Annotated in this window: 14 protein-coding genes; all 14 read left to right on the plus strand. The window is 65.4% G+C overall.

The window, feature by feature from the left end:
* Positions 1-125: 125 nt before the first annotated feature.
* Entirely contained in the window at positions 126-1,436 is a 1,311-nt protein-coding gene (gene cyoA, locus ACLIMP_RS07185) for a ubiquinol oxidase subunit II (protein WP_324698460.1), read from the plus strand.
* A 7-nt stretch (positions 1,437-1,443) separates the two neighbouring features.
* The gene (gene cyoB, locus ACLIMP_RS07190; protein ID WP_054440174.1) at positions 1,444-3,450 is read left to right on the plus strand and encodes a cytochrome o ubiquinol oxidase subunit I; all 2,007 of its coding nucleotides are present in this window, start codon (positions 1,444-1,446) and stop codon (positions 3,448-3,450) included.
* Positions 3,451-3,471: 21 nt separating this feature from the next.
* Positions 3,472-4,095, plus strand: coding sequence for a cytochrome o ubiquinol oxidase subunit III (cyoC, locus tag ACLIMP_RS07195; protein ID WP_132469107.1), 624 nt, complete (start codon positions 3,472-3,474; stop codon positions 4,093-4,095).
* Entirely contained in the window at positions 4,095-4,472 is a 378-nt protein-coding gene (gene cyoD / locus ACLIMP_RS07200; RefSeq protein ID WP_054440178.1) for a cytochrome o ubiquinol oxidase subunit IV, read from the plus strand. Before cyoC ends, cyoD begins: the two co-directional genes overlap by 1 nt.
* A 37-nt stretch (positions 4,473-4,509) precedes the next feature.
* Entirely contained in the window at positions 4,510-5,253 is a 744-nt protein-coding gene (locus ACLIMP_RS07205) for an SURF1 family protein (RefSeq protein ID WP_443478139.1), read from the plus strand.
* A complete protein-coding gene (locus ACLIMP_RS07210) occupies positions 5,241-6,569 on the plus strand; it encodes an ATP-binding protein (RefSeq protein ID WP_132469036.1) in 1,329 nt (442 codons plus the stop codon). The genes ACLIMP_RS07205 and ACLIMP_RS07210 overlap by 13 nt, the downstream gene beginning before the upstream one ends.
* Positions 6,566-7,117 (plus strand): response regulator transcription factor, encoded by a 552-nt coding sequence (locus tag ACLIMP_RS07215; RefSeq protein ID WP_054440180.1) that lies wholly within the window; start codon positions 6,566-6,568, stop codon positions 7,115-7,117. Before ACLIMP_RS07210 ends, ACLIMP_RS07215 begins: the two co-directional genes overlap by 4 nt.
* Positions 7,118-7,204: 87 nt before the next feature.
* The gene (locus ACLIMP_RS07220; RefSeq protein WP_054440382.1) at positions 7,205-8,140 is read left to right on the plus strand and encodes a LysR family transcriptional regulator; all 936 of its coding nucleotides are present in this window, start codon (positions 7,205-7,207) and stop codon (positions 8,138-8,140) included.
* A 101-nt stretch (positions 8,141-8,241) separates the two neighbouring features.
* Positions 8,242-9,477, plus strand: coding sequence for an amidohydrolase family protein (locus ACLIMP_RS07225; protein ID WP_324698467.1), 1,236 nt, complete (start codon positions 8,242-8,244; stop codon positions 9,475-9,477).
* A 15-nt stretch (positions 9,478-9,492) separates the two neighbouring features.
* A complete protein-coding gene (locus tag ACLIMP_RS07230) occupies positions 9,493-11,016 on the plus strand; it encodes a bifunctional 3-(3-hydroxy-phenyl)propionate/3-hydroxycinnamic acid hydroxylase (RefSeq protein ID WP_420719876.1) in 1,524 nt (507 codons plus the stop codon).
* The gene (locus ACLIMP_RS07235; protein ID WP_185997873.1) at positions 11,013-11,444 is read left to right on the plus strand and encodes a GlcG/HbpS family heme-binding protein; all 432 of its coding nucleotides are present in this window, start codon (positions 11,013-11,015) and stop codon (positions 11,442-11,444) included. Before ACLIMP_RS07230 ends, ACLIMP_RS07235 begins: the two co-directional genes overlap by 4 nt.
* The gene (locus ACLIMP_RS07240; protein ID WP_324698472.1) at positions 11,441-12,325 is read left to right on the plus strand and encodes a VOC family protein; all 885 of its coding nucleotides are present in this window, start codon (positions 11,441-11,443) and stop codon (positions 12,323-12,325) included. Before ACLIMP_RS07235 ends, ACLIMP_RS07240 begins: the two co-directional genes overlap by 4 nt.
* 46 nt (positions 12,326-12,371) lie before the next feature.
* Entirely contained in the window at positions 12,372-13,205 is an 834-nt protein-coding gene (locus tag ACLIMP_RS07245; protein ID WP_324698474.1) for a fumarylacetoacetate hydrolase family protein, read from the plus strand.
* A 60-nt stretch (positions 13,206-13,265) separates the two neighbouring features.
* Positions 13,266-15,602, plus strand: coding sequence for a TonB-dependent receptor (locus tag ACLIMP_RS07250; RefSeq protein WP_324698476.1), 2,337 nt, complete (start codon positions 13,266-13,268; stop codon positions 15,600-15,602).
* The last annotated feature ends 33 nt before the right edge of the window (positions 15,603-15,635 follow it).

Raw genomic sequence — 15,635 nt, forward strand, 5'->3', positions numbered from 1 at the left:
ATCAAGGCGGGCGCGCGAAACGCCCGGCTACATAATGGGGGGCGTATCGTCATTGTCCGGCTTCAAGGGGATTGGACAAAATGTCCTATGTTCGCACTCGCGGCATCGGCCTAGGCGCTCCACCCATGCGCCCACCCGAGTCCAGACCGAAGCCGCGGCAGCTGACCGCGCTCGCCAAAGTCCTTGCCGCCTTGTCCCTGACTGGCGCGCTTTCCGCTTGTAACACCGTCGTGCTCGATCCGGCCGGCGATGTCGCACGTCAGCAGGGGGACCTTGTGGTCATCTCCACGCTGCTGATGCTGCTGATCATCGTCCCCGTCATGATCGCGACGGTCCTGTTCGCGTGGCGTTATCGCGCGTCGAACAAGGAGGCCGACTATCAACCGGACTGGGATCACTCGACCCAGCTCGAACTGCTGATCTGGACCGCGCCGCTCCTTATCATCATCTGCCTGGGCGCCCTGACCTGGGTTACCACGCACCTTCTCGATCCCTACCGCACCATCGGCCGCATTGACGCCACCACCCCGGTCGCCGCCAATGCCAAGCCGCTGGAAGTCGAAGTCGTCGCGCTCGACTGGAAGTGGCTGTTCATCTACCCCGAGCAGGGCGTGGCCACGGTCAACGAGCTGGTCGTCCCGACCGGGCGTCCGCTGCAGTTCAAGATCACCTCGTCGAGCGTGATGAACTCCTTCTACGTGCCCGCCATGGCCGGCCAGATCTACGCGATGCCGGGCATGGAAACGCGCCTGCACGCCGTGATCAACAAGCCGATCGAGACGGTCGGCTTCTCCGCCAACTATTCGGGCGCGGGCTTCTCCAACATGCGTTTCGCCACGCACGCGGTTTCCGATGCGGACTTCGCGAAGTGGGCGCAGGGCGTGAAGGCCGGCGGCGAATCGGCCAACGGCGGCACTGCCGGCGGCACGCTTGACCGCACTGCCTACCTCCAGCTCGAAAAGCCGAGCGAGAAGGTTTCGGTCATCCGCTACGCCTCGGTCTCGCCCGACCTCTATGACGCCATCGTCGACATGTGCGTCGAGCCGGGCAAGATGTGCATGAGCGAAATGATGGCGCTCGATGCGCGCGGCGGTCTCGGCAAGGCCGGCATCCGCAATGTCGAGATGCTGACTTACGACAAGCGCGGCCGCGAAGCCGCTGCTTCCGCCAACGCCAATCCTTCGGCCGCCATCCAGCGCGAGTTGGCCTGGGTCCGCGCGCTTTGCCGCCAGATGCCCGGCGCCGCGCCCGACCATACGGTCAAGGCGCCCGACAGCCTGCGTTCGCTGACCGGCGCCGGCATGAAGGCTCCGCAATCGCTGCCGCTGTTCGGCAAGAGCGAGCAGGCTCTTGCCGAGCCGAAGGCCGCGGAGCCCAAGAAGACCGAGCCCGTTGCCATGGGCGACGCGCACTCCTCCCAGATTTCCCGGAACTGACAGAACAATGGAAGCTGTAGACCATTCGCACTGGAGCCCACTATTGGGCCGCCTGTGGTGGGACGCCATGCCACAGGAACCGATCGTGCTCGCCACGTTCGTCGTCGTCGCCCTCGGCGGCGCGGCGCTGGTGGCGGGGCTGACCTATTTCAAGCTCTGGGGCTATCTCTGGAAGGAGTGGTTCACCAGCGTTGACCACAAGAAGATCGGCATCATGTACATGGTGCTGGGCCTCATCATGTTCCTGCGCGGCTTCGCCGACGCAGTGATGATGCGCATCCAGCAGTCGATCGCCTTCAACGGCAACGAGGGCTACCTCAACGCCCACCACTACGACCAGATCTTCACCGCCCACGGCGTGATCATGATCTTCTTCGTGGCGATGCCCTTCGTCACCGGCCTGATGAACTACATCGTGCCGCTGCAGATCGGCGCACGCGACGTCAGCTTCCCGTTCCTGAACAACTTCAGCTTCTGGATGACGACCGCGGGCGCGGTGCTGGTCATGGCCTCGCTGTTCATCGGCGAGTTCGCGCAGACCGGCTGGCTGGCCTATCCGCCGCTGTCGAACCTGGCGTACAGCCCGTGGGTCGGCGTCGACTACTACATCTGGGCCTTGCAGATCGCGGGTGTTGGGACATTGCTATCGGGCGTCAACCTGATCGCGACCATCGTGAAGATGCGCGCGCCGGGCATGACCATGATGCGCATGCCGATCTTCACCTGGACCTCGCTCTGCACCAACATCCTGATCGTCGCCGCCTTCCCGGTGCTGACGGCGGTGATGACGATGCTGACGGTTGACCGCTATCTCGGCTTCAACTTCTTCACCAACGACTTCGGCGGCTCGCCGATGATGTACGTGAACCTGATCTGGATCTGGGGCCACCCCGAAGTCTACATCCTCATCCTGCCGCTGTTCGGCGTCTTCTCCGAAGTCACCGCCACGTTCTGCGGCAAGCGCCTGTTCGGCTACTCGTCGATGGTCTACGCGACGCTGGTCATCACCATCCTCTCGTACCTCGTCTGGCTGCACCACTTCTTCACCATGGGTTCGGGCGCGAGCGTCAACTCGTTCTTCGGCATCACCACCATGGTGATCTCGATCCCGACCGGCGCGAAGCTCTTCAACTGGCTGTTCACGATGTATCGTGGCCGCATCCGGTTCGAACTGCCGATGATGTGGACGGTCGCCTTCATGCTGACCTTCACCATCGGCGGCATGACCGGCGTGCTGCTTGCGGTGCCGCCTGCCGACTTCGTCCTGCACAACTCGCTGTTCCTGATCGCCCACTTCCACAACGTCATCATCGGCGGCGTGCTGTTCGGCATCTTCGCGGCGATCAACTTCTGGTGGCCCAAGGCCTTCGGCTTCAAGCTCAACCAGTTCTGGGGCAAGGTCAGCTTCTGGCTGTGGGTTCCGGGCTTCTGGTTCGCCTTCATGCCGCTCTACATCCTGGGCCTGATGGGCGTGACCCGCCGCATGCGCGTGTTCGACGATCCGTCGCTCCAGCCCTTCTTCATCGTGGCCGCCTTCGGCGCCGTGATGATCGCGGGCGGCATTGGCGCCATGCTTCTCCAGTTCGCGGTGTCGATCTGGAAGCGCGAGGAACTGACCGACGAAACCGGCGATCCGTGGAACGGCCGTACCCTGGAATGGTCGACCTCGTCGCCGCCGCCGGAGTACAACTTCGCCTTCACGCCGATCGTCCACGACATCGACGCATGGGACGACATGAAGCGCTGCGGCGTGGAACGTCCGACCACCGGCTTCCGTCCGATCCACATGCCCAAGGGCACGGGTACCGGCCTGGTTCTCGCCGGCCTGTCGACGGTCCTCGGTTTCGCGATGATCTGGTACATCTGGTGGCTGGCAGCCGTCTCCTTCGCGGGAATCCTCGGCTACGCCATCTTCCATACCTTCAACTACAAGCGCGACTATCACATCCCGGTCGAGACGGTCGAAGCGACCGAGGCCGAGCGTACGCGCCAGCTTGCAGCAGCGGGAGCCTGATCGATGACTGCCACTGCTGAAATGACCAAGACGCTGACCCAGCCCCAGCTCCAGGCCGCGTTCTACGACCTGGACGAGCACGACCATCCCGAAGGCGGCAGCACCATGCTGGGCTTCTGGATGTACCTGATGAGCGACTGCCTCATCTTCGCGATGCTGTTCGCCGCTTACGGCGTTCTCGGCGGCAGCTTCGCGGCGGGTCCGGGTCCGAAGGATCTCTTCGAGCTGCCGCTGGTGGCGGTGAACACGGCGATGCTGCTGTTCTCGTCGATCACTTACGGCTTCGCCATGCTCGCCATGGAGAAGGACAAGAAGGGCGCGACGCAGCTCTGGCTGCTCGTGACCGCCGTGTTCGGCGCCGCGTTCCTCTCGATCGAGCTCTACGAATTCGCGAACCTCATCCATGAGGGTGCGACCCCGATGCGCTCGGGCTTCCTCACCGCGTTCTTCTCGCTGGTGGGCACGCACGGCCTGCACGTCACGTTCGGCCTGATCTGGCTGTTCACGCTGGTCGTCCAGATCGGCAAGAAGGGCCTGATCCCGGCCAACAAGCGTCGCCTGATGTGCCTTTCGCTGTTCTGGCACTTCCTCGACGTGATCTGGATCGGCGTCTTCACCTTTGTCTATCTCATGGGAATGCTGTGATGAGCGAGCACGTCCACCCCAATCACCACCTCGAGGACGATCACGGCAGCCACGGTTCGCTGCGCGACTATGTGATCGGCTTCATCCTCTCGGTCGTCCTCACCGCCATTCCGTTCTGGCTGGTGATGACCGGCGCGATCACCGACAAGTCGACGACGGCGCTCGTGATCATGGCCTTCGCGGCGGTGCAGATCGTGGTCCACATGATCTACTTCCTGCACATGAACACCAAGTCGGAGAACGGCTGGACGGTGATGGCGCTGATCTTCACGATCGTCATCCTCGTGATCACGCTTTCCGGTTCGCTGTGGGTGATGTACCACCTCAACCACAACATGATGCCGATGACGAGCCACGAGGCGGGCCAGCTGCCCTGATCGTGGTTCGATGAACGAGGCGAAACTGACCGAACACATGCGGACAGAAACGGATCAAACGGAAGCGCGGCGGCCCTGGGGGCTCGCCGCGTTTCTGCTGGTGGCGCTCTGCGGCTTCGTGGCGCTGGGCGTGTGGCAGGTGCAGCGGATGCATTGGAAGCACGCGCTGATCGCCCGGGTCGACGCGCGCGTCCATGCCGCGCCGGTGCCGCTTCCGGCTGAGGCGAGACTGGCGGCAATTGCGCCGAAGGACCTCGAATACCTGCGCGTCCACGTCTCCGGCACTTACGAGGGCAAGGCCACCCTGCTGGTCCGCGCGGCCACCGGCCTCGGCACCGGCTACTGGACGATGACGCCGCTGCAACTGGGCGACGGGCGGCAGGTGTGGATCAACCGGGGCTTCCTGCCCGCCGGAACCAGGGTGCAGGCAGCTGCGGCGACCACGCCGTCAGGCCCGGTCGAGGTTACCGGCCTGCTGCGCCCGACCGAGGCGGGGGGCAGCCTGCTCCAGTCCAACCAGCCCGGCGCCGACCGCTGGTATTCGCGCGATGTCCGCGCCATGGCGCAGGCGCGCGGCGTGGGGGCGGTCGTTCCGGTCTTCGTCGATGCGCAAATGGAGAAGGGCGCTCCGGTGCCCGGGGTGGCCGCGCCGGTGCCGGGCCTTACCCAGATCCAGTTCCCCGACAATCACCTCACCTATGCGCTCACCTGGTTCGCGCTGGCGGCGATGTCGATCATGGCGCTGCTCTTCGTCTGGCGCCGGAGACGATGGAACGGCTGATCGCCCTGTTCGCGCCGCACGGCGTGCCCGGCGGATCGGCGAGCCGGGCCAATGTCGTGCTGCTGACGCAGTTGCGCTGGACGGCGGTGTTCGGCCAGCTCGCCACCATCGTCATCGTCTCGCAGGGACTGGGGGTCAGGTTGGAACTGGCGCCGCTGCTGCTGGCGCCGCTGCTGCTGATCGTCGTCAATCTCGCATCGGCCAGCGTGGTTGCCCGCCGGCGGGACTTCACGCAGGGCGAGTTGTTCTCCGCGCTGATGGTCGACGTGATCGCGCTGTGCTGGCAGCTCTACCACAGCGGCGGCGCGACCAATCCCTTCACCTTCCTGTTCCTGCTCCAGATCGTGATCGCGGCGGTGATCCTCGACCTGGGATGGAGTTCGCTGGTCGCGATCAACGCCTGCCTCTGCATGCTGCTGCTGACGTTCTTCTACGTTCCGCTGCAATTGCCCGCCCGCTATGCGGAGCATCCCTTCGAACTCTATATCTACGGCAGCCTGTTCTGCTTCGTGCTGGCAGCGGTGCTGCTGATCGTCTTCGTGGCGCGGCTCGACTTCACCCGGCGCGAGAGCGACGCCAAGCTGGCGGCACTGCGCCAGCAGGCGGTGGAGGAGGATCACATCATCCGCATGGGCCTGCTCGCTTCCGGCGCGGCGCATGAGCTTGGCACGCCGCTGTCCTCGATCTCGGTGATCCTGGGGGACTGGAGCCACCAGCCTGGCATCGCCGACGATCCCGACCTCGCGGCGGACCTTGCCGACGTGCGCCGCGAACTGGCGCGGTGTAAGAACATCGTCAGCGGCATCCTGATGTCGGCCGGGGAAATCCGGGGGGTGGCGCCGGCGGTGACGACCATGCGCGGGTTCATCGGCGAAATCCTCGAGGAATGGCGCGCGCGCATGCCCGGCGAGCTGCGCTTCATCGACCGCATCGCCGAGGATCGCCCGATCGTCTCCGATCCCGGCCTCAGGCAGGTGATCGGCAACGTGATCGACAATGCCGTCGAAGTCTCGCCCGACCTCGTGGTGATCGAGGCCTGGGTGGAGCACGGCGGGCTGGTGCTGACCGTGAGCGACCGGGGTCCCGGCTTCGCGGCGGACATGCTGCCCCGTGTCGGCCAGCCCTATGCTTCGACCAAGGGACGCGACGGCGGCGGGCTGGGGCTGTTCCTTGTCGTCAACGTGATCCGCAAGCTGGGCGGCAAGGTCGCGGTCGACAATCTGCCCGATGGCGGCGCAAGGGTGCAACTTGCCATTCCCCTTGCTACACTGGCCTACGAGCCCAGGAAGGGCGAGGACACAGCCGGGGCGCCATGACAGAAGCAGCAATGATCGATCCCGACGGCGCGAGCCTGCTGATCGTCGAGGATGATCCCACTTTCGCACGCACCCTGCGCCGCTCCTTCGAACGGCGCGGTTATCGCGTCAGCTCGGCCGGCAGCCCGGACGAGGCCGAGACGCTGAGCGAGGACGAAGTGTTCGACTATGCCGTGGTCGATCTCAAGCTGGGCGCGTCCTCGGGGCTGGCGGTCGTGCAGTCGCTTCACGCCCGTTCTCCCGAGACGCGGATCGTCGTGCTGACCGGCTACGCCTCGATCGCCACTGCGGTGGAGGCGATCAAGCTCGGCGCCTCGCACTATCTCGCCAAGCCCTCGAATACCGACGATATCGAGGCCGCCTTCACCAGCATCGAGGGGGACGCCAGCGTCCCGGTCGACGGGCGGCGCAGTTCGATCAAGACGCTGGAATGGGAGTATATTCACCGCACTCTGGTGGAATGCGAATTCAACATATCCGAGGCCGCGCGCCGCCTCGGCCTTCATCGCCGCACGCTCGCCCGCAAGCTGGAAAAGCGCCAGATCTAGCTTTGGCGTCCTTCGTCCGGCTTGATCGGTTCCCCGATTGCCTCCAGATGCGAAAGCGAATGGATCGACGAGAGGGACGGGACCGGCATGGCGGATGAAACAGCGACGTCGCAGCCGCTTGCGCGTCTTCCCGCGATCGATCCCCGCGCGCTGATGACCTTTCGCACCGTTTGCGAAACCGGCTCGATCAGCGCGGCGGCGCGGGCGCTGAACCTGTCTCAGCCTTCCGTCTCCAATACCATCGCCCTGCTGGAGCGCCGCCTTGGCGTGACCTTGTTCGAGCGCCGGCGCGGCGGCATCGTCCTCACGCGGGAAGGCGAAGTGCTGCGCCGCCCGGCCGAGGCCATGGCGCGCCTGCTTTCCGACGCGGTGAGCGATGTGGAGCATGCCCGTCACCGCATTGCCGGGCCGCTGCGGATCGGGGGAACGCCGGGCGCCTTGCTCACCCTGCTTCCCGGCGCGATCATGCGGGTGGAGCAGGCGGTGGGAGATTTCGCTCTCAGCGCGGTCGAACGGCCGGACGAACAGTTGCTCGACATGTTGCGCAAGGGGGAAATCGAACTGGCCTTCGTCACCACGCGCATCCAGAACGTGCCTTCGGACGTCGCGGAAGTGACCTGCGCGCGCGATCCCTTCGCGCTGATCGTCGGCCCGAGCCATGCCGACCTGGGGGAGCGTGTCTCGCTGCGCGATGTCGAGCACTATCCCTGGGTGCTGCCCGAGGCGCGCGGCGCGTTCCGGCGGCAGGTCGACGCGCTGTTCATCGCCGCCGGCGTTTCGGTGCCGCGCACGACGATCCGCTGCGATTCGCTGCTGACGACGCGGGCCATCGTGCGGGAGACCGACCGCGTCACGGTGCTGCCGCGCGCGGTCGCGCTGGACGGTGCGCCGGACGGTTCGATCCGCGCCATCGCCATCGAGGAAGCCGTTTTCGAACGCAGTGTCGGGGTGCTGCGCCTGGCCGGGCGGCGGCTTTCGCCGCTGGCCGAAGCCATGCTTCATGCCTTGCCGGCCATTCCATAGTCTTTAGCTATGGCAAATCCAAAACTCATTATTTTACTTGAGGGCAGATAGAGCGCTAGAACCACTCTCAATCCGAACGACAAAAACCGGGAGAGAGAGCGATGCGGACCCTGATCCGCCAGGTTTCCATTTTCGACGGCAGCGGCAGCGCTCTCCAGACCGGCTCGGTGCTGGTGGACGGTGAGCGGATCGCCCGTCTTGCCTTCGGCGCCGACGCGCTGGCGGAGGAGCAGGCCGATCTGGTGATCGACGGGCACGGCATGACCCTGATGCCCGGACTGGTCGACGCGCATACGCACCTCACCTGGGGCTCCTCGGTCGAGAAGATCTACCACCAGTTCATCCTCCCGCCTGACGAGTTGAAGGTCGCGGCATGGCGCAATGCGCGGGTGCTGCTGGACCACGGCTTCACCTCGATCTATTCGGCCGGTGCGCTGGGCGACATGATCGAACCGGAGCTGGCGCAGGCCATTGCCGCGGGCGAAACGCCGGGGCCGCGCATGGTGCCCTCCACCCTCGAACGCAGCCCGGAAGGCGACGAAGGCGTCGAGACCGGAGACGTGTTCAACGGGCGCGGGCCCGAGGCGATGCGGCGGTTCGTGTCCTACTGCAAAGACGAGGGCGTAAAGTCGATCAAGCTGGTCGTCTCCGGCGAGGATGCGCTGAAGCCCGGCTCGGCGATGCAGGTGCTCTATACCCGTGAGGAAATGCTCGCCGCCGGCGAAGCGACCCGCGAGGCGGGCATGTGGATCGCCACTCACGCCTATTCGCCGGAAGCCATCGGTCTTGCTCTCGATGCCGGTGCGCGCATTCTCTACCACTGCTCCTTCGCGGACGCGGCGACCGTGGAGCGTATGGCGGCGGACAAGGACAAGTTCTTCTACGCGCCCGGTCCCGGCGTTTCGGTGGCCGCCATCGAGGCCAACCCGCCGCCGCATGTAGACATGACGCACATGAAGGCCAGCGCGCATGAGCGCATGGGCCTTGAAGGCAAGCTGGTGCCTGAACTCAAGGCGCGCGGCGTGCGCATCCTGACCGGCGGCGATTACGGTTTCCCGTTCAATCCGCATGGCCGCAATGCCCGCGATCTGGAGCATTTCGTGCAGTATTTCGGCTTCACACCCGCCGAAGCCCTGCGCTCCGCCACCCAGTACGGCGGCGAGTTGATGGGACTTGAGGTCGGGCTGGTGAAGGAGGGTTGGCTGGCCGACCTCCTGCTGGTCGACGGCGATCCCACGGCGGATGTCGCGGTGCTGCAGGACAAGGACCGGCTGAAGATGATCATGAAGGGCGGGGCGTTCCACAAGGCGCCTGCCGAGATCGAAGCAACCGAGTAACCAAGGGCTAAAATGATGTCGTACGACGTGGTTGTCGTAGGCTGCGGCCCTGTGGGCGCGCTGGCCGCGAACCTTCTCGGCCTGAAAGGGCTCAAGGTACTGGTTCTCGAACGGGAACTGGAACACTACCCGCTGCCGCGCGCGGTCCATCTCGATCACGAGATGATGCGCCTGTTCCAGTCCGCCGGTGTGATCGATCGCGTGCAGGGCGACATGATCGCCACCGACGGGCACCTCCATGTCGGCGCCGACCACGGCGTGATCCGCTACATGGGCACCGTGGGCAAGCCGCGCCCGTTCGGGTGGGCCAACGATTACTTCTTCTACCAGCCCGAACTCGAAGCGCACTTGCGCGAGGGGTTTGCGGACAGGGACAATGTCGAACTCGTGCTGGGCGCCACCTTCCTCGGCCTTACGCAGGACGATGACGGCGTGACTGTCGACTACAGCGAGGATGGCGATGCCGGCAGCGCCCGCGCCCGCTGGGTCATCGCCTGCGACGGGGCGCGCAGCTCTGTCCGCAAGGCACTGGGCGTCGGGCTGGACGATCTCGATTTCGAGGAGCCCTGGCTCGTCGTCGATGCCGAAGTGGAAGGCCCGGTTGCCTTCCCGCAGCTTTCCGGGGTGCCCGAGGGGGCCGATCTCCAGCGTCTTTCGGTGATGATGTGCGATCCTTCGCGCCCGGCCACCGTGGTTCCCGGCCGCCGCGACCATCGCCGCTGGGAGTTCATGCTGCTCCCCGGCGAGGACGACACCGCGATGATGGCGCCGGAAAAGGTAGCTGAACTGGTCGGTGCGTGGATGGCCGATGTTCCGCACAGGATCGTGCGCGCCGCCACGTATCGCTTCCACGGGCTCGTCGCGCATCAGTGGCAGGTCGGCAACGTCTTCCTCGCCGGAGACGCCGCGCACCAGACGCCGCCGTTCTTCGGGCAGGGCATGTGCCATGGCCTGCGCGATGTCGCCAATCTGGCCTGGAAGATGGATGCGGTGGCCAATCACGGTGCCGCGCCTTCCGTGCTGGGCACCTATCAGCGTGAGCGCGATCCGCATGTCCGCGCGGTGATCGGCGCGGCTGTTGCTGCCGGCCGGTACATCTGCGAACTCGATCCTGTCGAGGCTGCCGCGCGCGATGCCCGCATCCGCGAGGAAGCGCGCCAGAAGGCCGGAGAGACAGCGCACGATCTGATCCCCGCCATCGCCGATGGCCTAGTTCTCGCGCAGACCTCTGGCGCAGGCGTGCGCTTCGTGCAGCCGGTGCTGACCGATGGCCGCAAGCTTGACGACCTGACCGGCGGCGACTGGCGCTTGTTCGTTCGCGACGATGCGGTGCCCGGCAGCGCAGAGGGCGTCACCCGCATTTCCGTCGGCACTCTGCCGGACAATGGCGCGGTCACCGCCTGGCTCGACGAACATGGCGCCGATGCCGTGCTGATCCGCCCCGATCACTACGTTTTCGGCACGGCCAGCCACAGCGCCGAAGACCTTCTTGCCGCCCGTGCGGCGCAGCTTTCCAGCCATCAGGAGCTTGCCGCATGACTCTCACGCTGGCTCAGGCCCAGACCATCGTCACCGGCACCCTCGCCGAAGCACGGGCACGCAATGCCAAGAGGCTGGCAGTGATCGTGCTGGACGCGGGCGCGCACCCGGTCGCCTTCGCCCGCGAGGACGGGGCGAGCCTCTACCGTTTCGACATTGCCAAGGCCAAGGCCGAGGGCGCCGTGGGCATGGACGCGGATACCGCCGTGCTGGCCGAGCGGGCCAAGGGCAACCCGATCTTCTTTCAAAGCGTCACCGCTGCCGTCGGCGGCCGCATCGCGTTCTCGCCCGGGGGGGTAGTGATCCGCGATGCCACCGGCACCCTGATCGGCGCCGTAGGCGTCAGCGGTGACACGGGCGAGTGCGATGCCCAGTGTGCCCGCGCCGGTATCCGCGCGGCGGGTCTTCTTCAGGAGCAAAAGCCATGAAACTGCGCAGCATCGAACTGGCGCTGCCCGATCCGGCCGCGGCCGCCACGTTCATGACCGAAATCTGGGGCATGGCCGACGCCGAAACGAAAGGCGATACGCATTACCTGCGCGGCTCCGGCCCGTTCCCCTACCTCGTCGCGTTCGAGAAGTCGGATGACGAGTTCGTCCGCTCGACCACCTTCGTCTGCACGGCCGGGGAACTGGAAGCGCTGAAGGCGCGCATTGCGGCTGCCGGTTGGATGGCTAGCCCGACCGTGAGCGAGGATCTCGGCGGCGGGCACGGCCTGCTGGTCGAACTGCCCGAAGGCACGATCCTGCGCTTCCTGGTGGACGCTGCCGAAGTCGAACCCATCACCGGACGCGACCTGCCGGTGAAGCTCACGCATGTGGTCTTCAACGCCGCCGATGCCGAAGCCTGCGGCCATGCGGTGGAGGACATTCTCGGCTTCCGCGTGTCCGACCGTACCAAGGGCATGGTCTTCGTGCGCTGCAACGACAGCCACCATTCCACCGCCTTTGCCCGTGCCGGTTTTGCCTCGCTCAACCACGTCGCTTTCGAAATGGAGGACATGGATGCGGTGATGCGCGGGATTGGCCGCCTGCGCGATCACGCCCTGGTCCCCGCATGGGGGCCCGGCCGCCACGGCCCGGGCGCCAATGTCTACGCCTATTTCATCGCCCCGTTCGGCCCGGTGATCGAGTTCTCGACCGCGGTCGAAAAGGTGCCGGAGGACTACAAGGCCGGCGCACCGGAAGACTGGACCTGGCCACCGAACCGCATCGACCAGTGGGGCATCTCGGACAAGGATTTCGATGGGCTTCGCCGCGCCGAGGAGCGCTTCCGCTTCCGCCGCGACTGGGAAGCCGCGCCGCTCTGACCATTTGACCGCCGCCGCAGGACACGCGGGGCAGGGGAGAATACGCATGAACCGTTACATCAGCTTCGAACGTCCCGATGGCACCAAGAGCTTCGGCCGCCTCGAAGGGGAAAAGGTGATCGATCTCGGCGCATCCGGCGGTGACGCCTGGCTGAAGGACGTGCTGGCCTGCGATCTTGCCGCGCTGGCCGTGACCGGCGAATTCGCAGCCGATGCCGTCAAGCTGCTGCCCGTCGTTCCGAACCCGGAAAAGATCCTCTGCGTGGGCCTCAACTACGCCACTCACGTTGCCGAGACCGGCCGCGAGCAGAAGGAGCACCCGGCGATCTTCACCCGTTGGGCCGACAGCCTGATCGCTGACGGTGACGCCATGGTCCGCCCGCCCGAAAGCGAGCGCTTCGACTACGAGGGCGAACTGGCCGTCGTGATCGGCAAGGGCGGCCGCCGCATCGCGCCCGAGAATGCATGGGAGCACATCGCCGGTTTCGCGCCTTTCAACGACGGGTCTATCCGTGACTGGCAGCGCCACAACATCCAGTTCACGCCCGGCAAGACCTGGCCCGGCACCGGCGGCTTCGGTCCGTCGATGGTTGTCGCTGCCGATGTGGAAGACCTGGCCTCGCAGCGCGTGCAGACCCGAGTCAACGGCGAGCTGGTGCAGGATCAGCCGGTGTCGGACATGATCTGGGATATCCCCACGGTCATCGCCTACTGCTCGACTTTCACCGACCTCAAGCCCGGCGACGTGATCGCCAGCGGCACGCCCGGCGGCGTCGGCGACAAGCGCAAGCCTCCGCTTTACCTGAAGGCCGGCGACACGGTGGAAGTGTCCATCGGCGTGATCGGCACACTGACCAACCCCGTCATCGACGAGACCTGACGGGTCGCAAAAACAGCCGGGAAACACCGGCAAAAACAATCCGTTTGGGGAGAGACCAACATGAACACCTTCATCAGCAAGTTCACTCTGCTTTCCGGTATCGCGCTCGGCGCGATCAGTGCGCCGGCCATGGCTCAGCAAGCGACGCAGGACACCGCGCCGCAGGCCGCCGAGACACCGGCGATTTCGGGCACGGACATCATCGTCACCGCATCGCGCCGGGCCGAGCGCCTGCAGGACGTGCCGATCGCCGTCTCGGCCATTAGCGGCGAGCAGCTTACCGAAGGCGGCTTCCAGAAGCTGACCGACATCCAGTACCAGTTCTCGGGCGTGCAGTTCGGTTCCTCGCCCAACGATTCCGGCTTCCGTCTGCGCGGCGTGGGTTCGGCGGGCGGCTTCTCCAGTTCGTCGGAACAGAACGTCGGCACCGTGGTCGACAACGTCGTCATTCCCTTCGGCAACCCGATCAACAGCCTTGGCGATCTGGAGCGCGTCGAAGTGCTGAAGGGGCCGCAGGGCACGCAGTTCGGCAAGAACGCCTCGTCCGGCGTCATCAACATCACCACGAAGAAGCCGGACCCTTCGCACTTCTTCGGCAAGGCCTTCCTGAGCTACGCCGAACTGAACGAAGTGAACGCCAATGCCAGCGTCAACGTGCCGGTTTCGCAGAACTCGGCGCTGGCCGTGTTCGGCTTCTATCGCCGCAACGACGGCTTCCTCAAGAACGTCTACCGTGACGAGACCTGGGGCGGCGAGGAAAGCTACGGCGGCCGCGCCAAGTTCCTGTTCGAGCCCAGCGACGACCTGTCGATCTACCTGATCGGCGACTATTCGAAGATCAGCCGCAAGGGTCCGGGCCAGCTCTGGACGCTCAATCGCCTGCCGAGCTTCGCCAACCCGCTCATGGCGGCGCGTTTCGGCAACCTCTCGGCGCTTGGCGTGACGGCGGGCTTCGACAACAACAAGTCGGTCGAGGACTACGGCGGCTATTCGTCGGAGCAGAACTACGGCGCCTCGATGGAGATCAACTACGCGCTGGGCGAGTATAACCTGACCTCGATCACGGCCTACCGCCGGCTTGACGAAGGCCCGCAGGTCTTCGCGATCGACGGTTCGAGCGTCCCGGTCTTCACCGCCCAGCAGACCGGCACCGACCAGAGCTTTCTTTCGCAGGAACTGCGCATCAGCTCGCCCAGCGGCAGCCAGCTCGAATTCACCTCCGGCGTCTATGCCTCGCGGCGCAAGGTGGGTGACGACAACGACTTCAACCGCGCCCAGCTTCGCCCGGCCAACCCGTTCGACAGCTTCATCGTCAGTATCTCGGGCGGGCAGGGCAATACCCAGACGCGGTCGGATTCGCTGGCGGCCTTCTTCGACGGGAAGTTCCACGTCTCCGACCAGTTCAGCCTGATCGGCGGCCTGCGCTATCAGTACGACTGGGTGAAGGCCTCGTACTTCTCGATCCTCGATCCCAACTTCACGCCGGGTACGCCAGCGGCAGACGGTTCCGGCTTCGTCCTGCCCTATACGCCCACCGCGCTGCAGACCGGCAGCACCAAGAAGGGTTCGTGGTCGGGCCGTGGCGGCGCCGAGTTCAAGATCACGCCTGACGTCATGCTGTTCGGCACCATCGCGCGTGGTTATCTCGGCCCGACGGTGACCTTCACCGGCCTCACCGGCACGCGCACCAACGTGAAGCCGCAGACCGTTCGCGACATCACCGTGGGCATCAAGTCGCAGCTCTTCGACCGTGCGGTGACCTTCAACGCCAACCTGTTCTACGACAAGTACAAGAACCTCCAGACCTCGGTGTTCAACGGCGTGGAATTCGTGACCGAGAATGCCGGCGGCTTCACCGCCAAGGGCTTCGAGATCGATGCTTCCTGGCGGGTGAGCCCGGTGCTTTCGTTCAACGGCGGCTTCACCTATTCGGACACCAAGTTCACCGACTACGTGACTGCCTGCCCCGAGGACGTGAAGGCGGGATATGCCTGCTATCTGGCGGCGGACGGCGTCACCAGCCTGGTGCAGGCCAAGGGCGAGCCGCTTTCGGGCGCGCCCAAGTACAGCGCCACTCTTGGCGCCGACGTGAAGCTGCCGATCAACGACAACCTCCAGTTCGATACTTCGGCCAACATCTACTACCGCAGCCGCGTGCAGTACGCGGTGGCCAATGCCTATGCCTATCAGGACGGTTACGGAACGATCGGCCTTTCCGCCGGGATCGGTCATCCGGACGGCAACTGGCGGATCGGCGCCTTCGTGCGCAACCTGCTCGACCAGCGCTTCCACGCATCGGTCATCCACCTGCCCTTCGCGGACTCGGGCGCCTATGTGAACTGGCTGACCCGCGAAGGCCGCCGCACCATCGGCGTCCAGGTCGAAACGAAGTTCTGATCGTGTCCGGCCGGAACCTTGCGAACAAGGTTC

Source organism: Novosphingobium aeonii, assembly GCF_052279045.1.
Lineage (GTDB): Bacteria > Pseudomonadota > Alphaproteobacteria > Sphingomonadales > Sphingomonadaceae > Novosphingobium.

Bases quoted from the DNA above. Each gene is read 5' to 3' on its own strand.
- ACLIMP_RS07245 (WP_324698474.1), top strand. From the start codon at position 12,372: ATGAACCGTTACATCAGCTTCGAACGTCCCGATGGCACCAAGAGCTTC.
- ACLIMP_RS07230 (WP_420719876.1), top strand. From the start codon at position 9,493: ATGTCGTACGACGTGGTTGTCGTAGGCTGCGGCCCTGTGGGCGCGCTG.
- cyoD (WP_054440178.1), top strand. From the start codon at position 4,095: ATGAGCGAGCACGTCCACCCCAATCACCACCTCGAGGACGATCACGGC.
- ACLIMP_RS07250 (WP_324698476.1), top strand. From the start codon at position 13,266: ATGAACACCTTCATCAGCAAGTTCACTCTGCTTTCCGGTATCGCGCTC.
- ACLIMP_RS07210 (WP_132469036.1), top strand. From the start codon at position 5,241: ATGGAACGGCTGATCGCCCTGTTCGCGCCGCACGGCGTGCCCGGCGGA.
- ACLIMP_RS07220 (WP_054440382.1), top strand. From the start codon at position 7,205: ATGGCGGATGAAACAGCGACGTCGCAGCCGCTTGCGCGTCTTCCCGCG.
- ACLIMP_RS07235 (WP_185997873.1), top strand. From the start codon at position 11,013: ATGACTCTCACGCTGGCTCAGGCCCAGACCATCGTCACCGGCACCCTC.
- ACLIMP_RS07225 (WP_324698467.1), top strand. From the start codon at position 8,242: ATGCGGACCCTGATCCGCCAGGTTTCCATTTTCGACGGCAGCGGCAGC.
- cyoC (WP_132469107.1), top strand. From the start codon at position 3,472: ATGACCAAGACGCTGACCCAGCCCCAGCTCCAGGCCGCGTTCTACGAC.
- cyoB (WP_054440174.1), top strand. From the start codon at position 1,444: ATGGAAGCTGTAGACCATTCGCACTGGAGCCCACTATTGGGCCGCCTG.
- ACLIMP_RS07215 (WP_054440180.1), top strand. From the start codon at position 6,566: ATGACAGAAGCAGCAATGATCGATCCCGACGGCGCGAGCCTGCTGATC.
- ACLIMP_RS07240 (WP_324698472.1), top strand. From the start codon at position 11,441: ATGAAACTGCGCAGCATCGAACTGGCGCTGCCCGATCCGGCCGCGGCC.
- cyoA (WP_324698460.1), top strand. From the start codon at position 126: ATGCGCCCACCCGAGTCCAGACCGAAGCCGCGGCAGCTGACCGCGCTC.
- ACLIMP_RS07205 (WP_443478139.1), top strand. From the start codon at position 4,510: ATGCGGACAGAAACGGATCAAACGGAAGCGCGGCGGCCCTGGGGGCTC.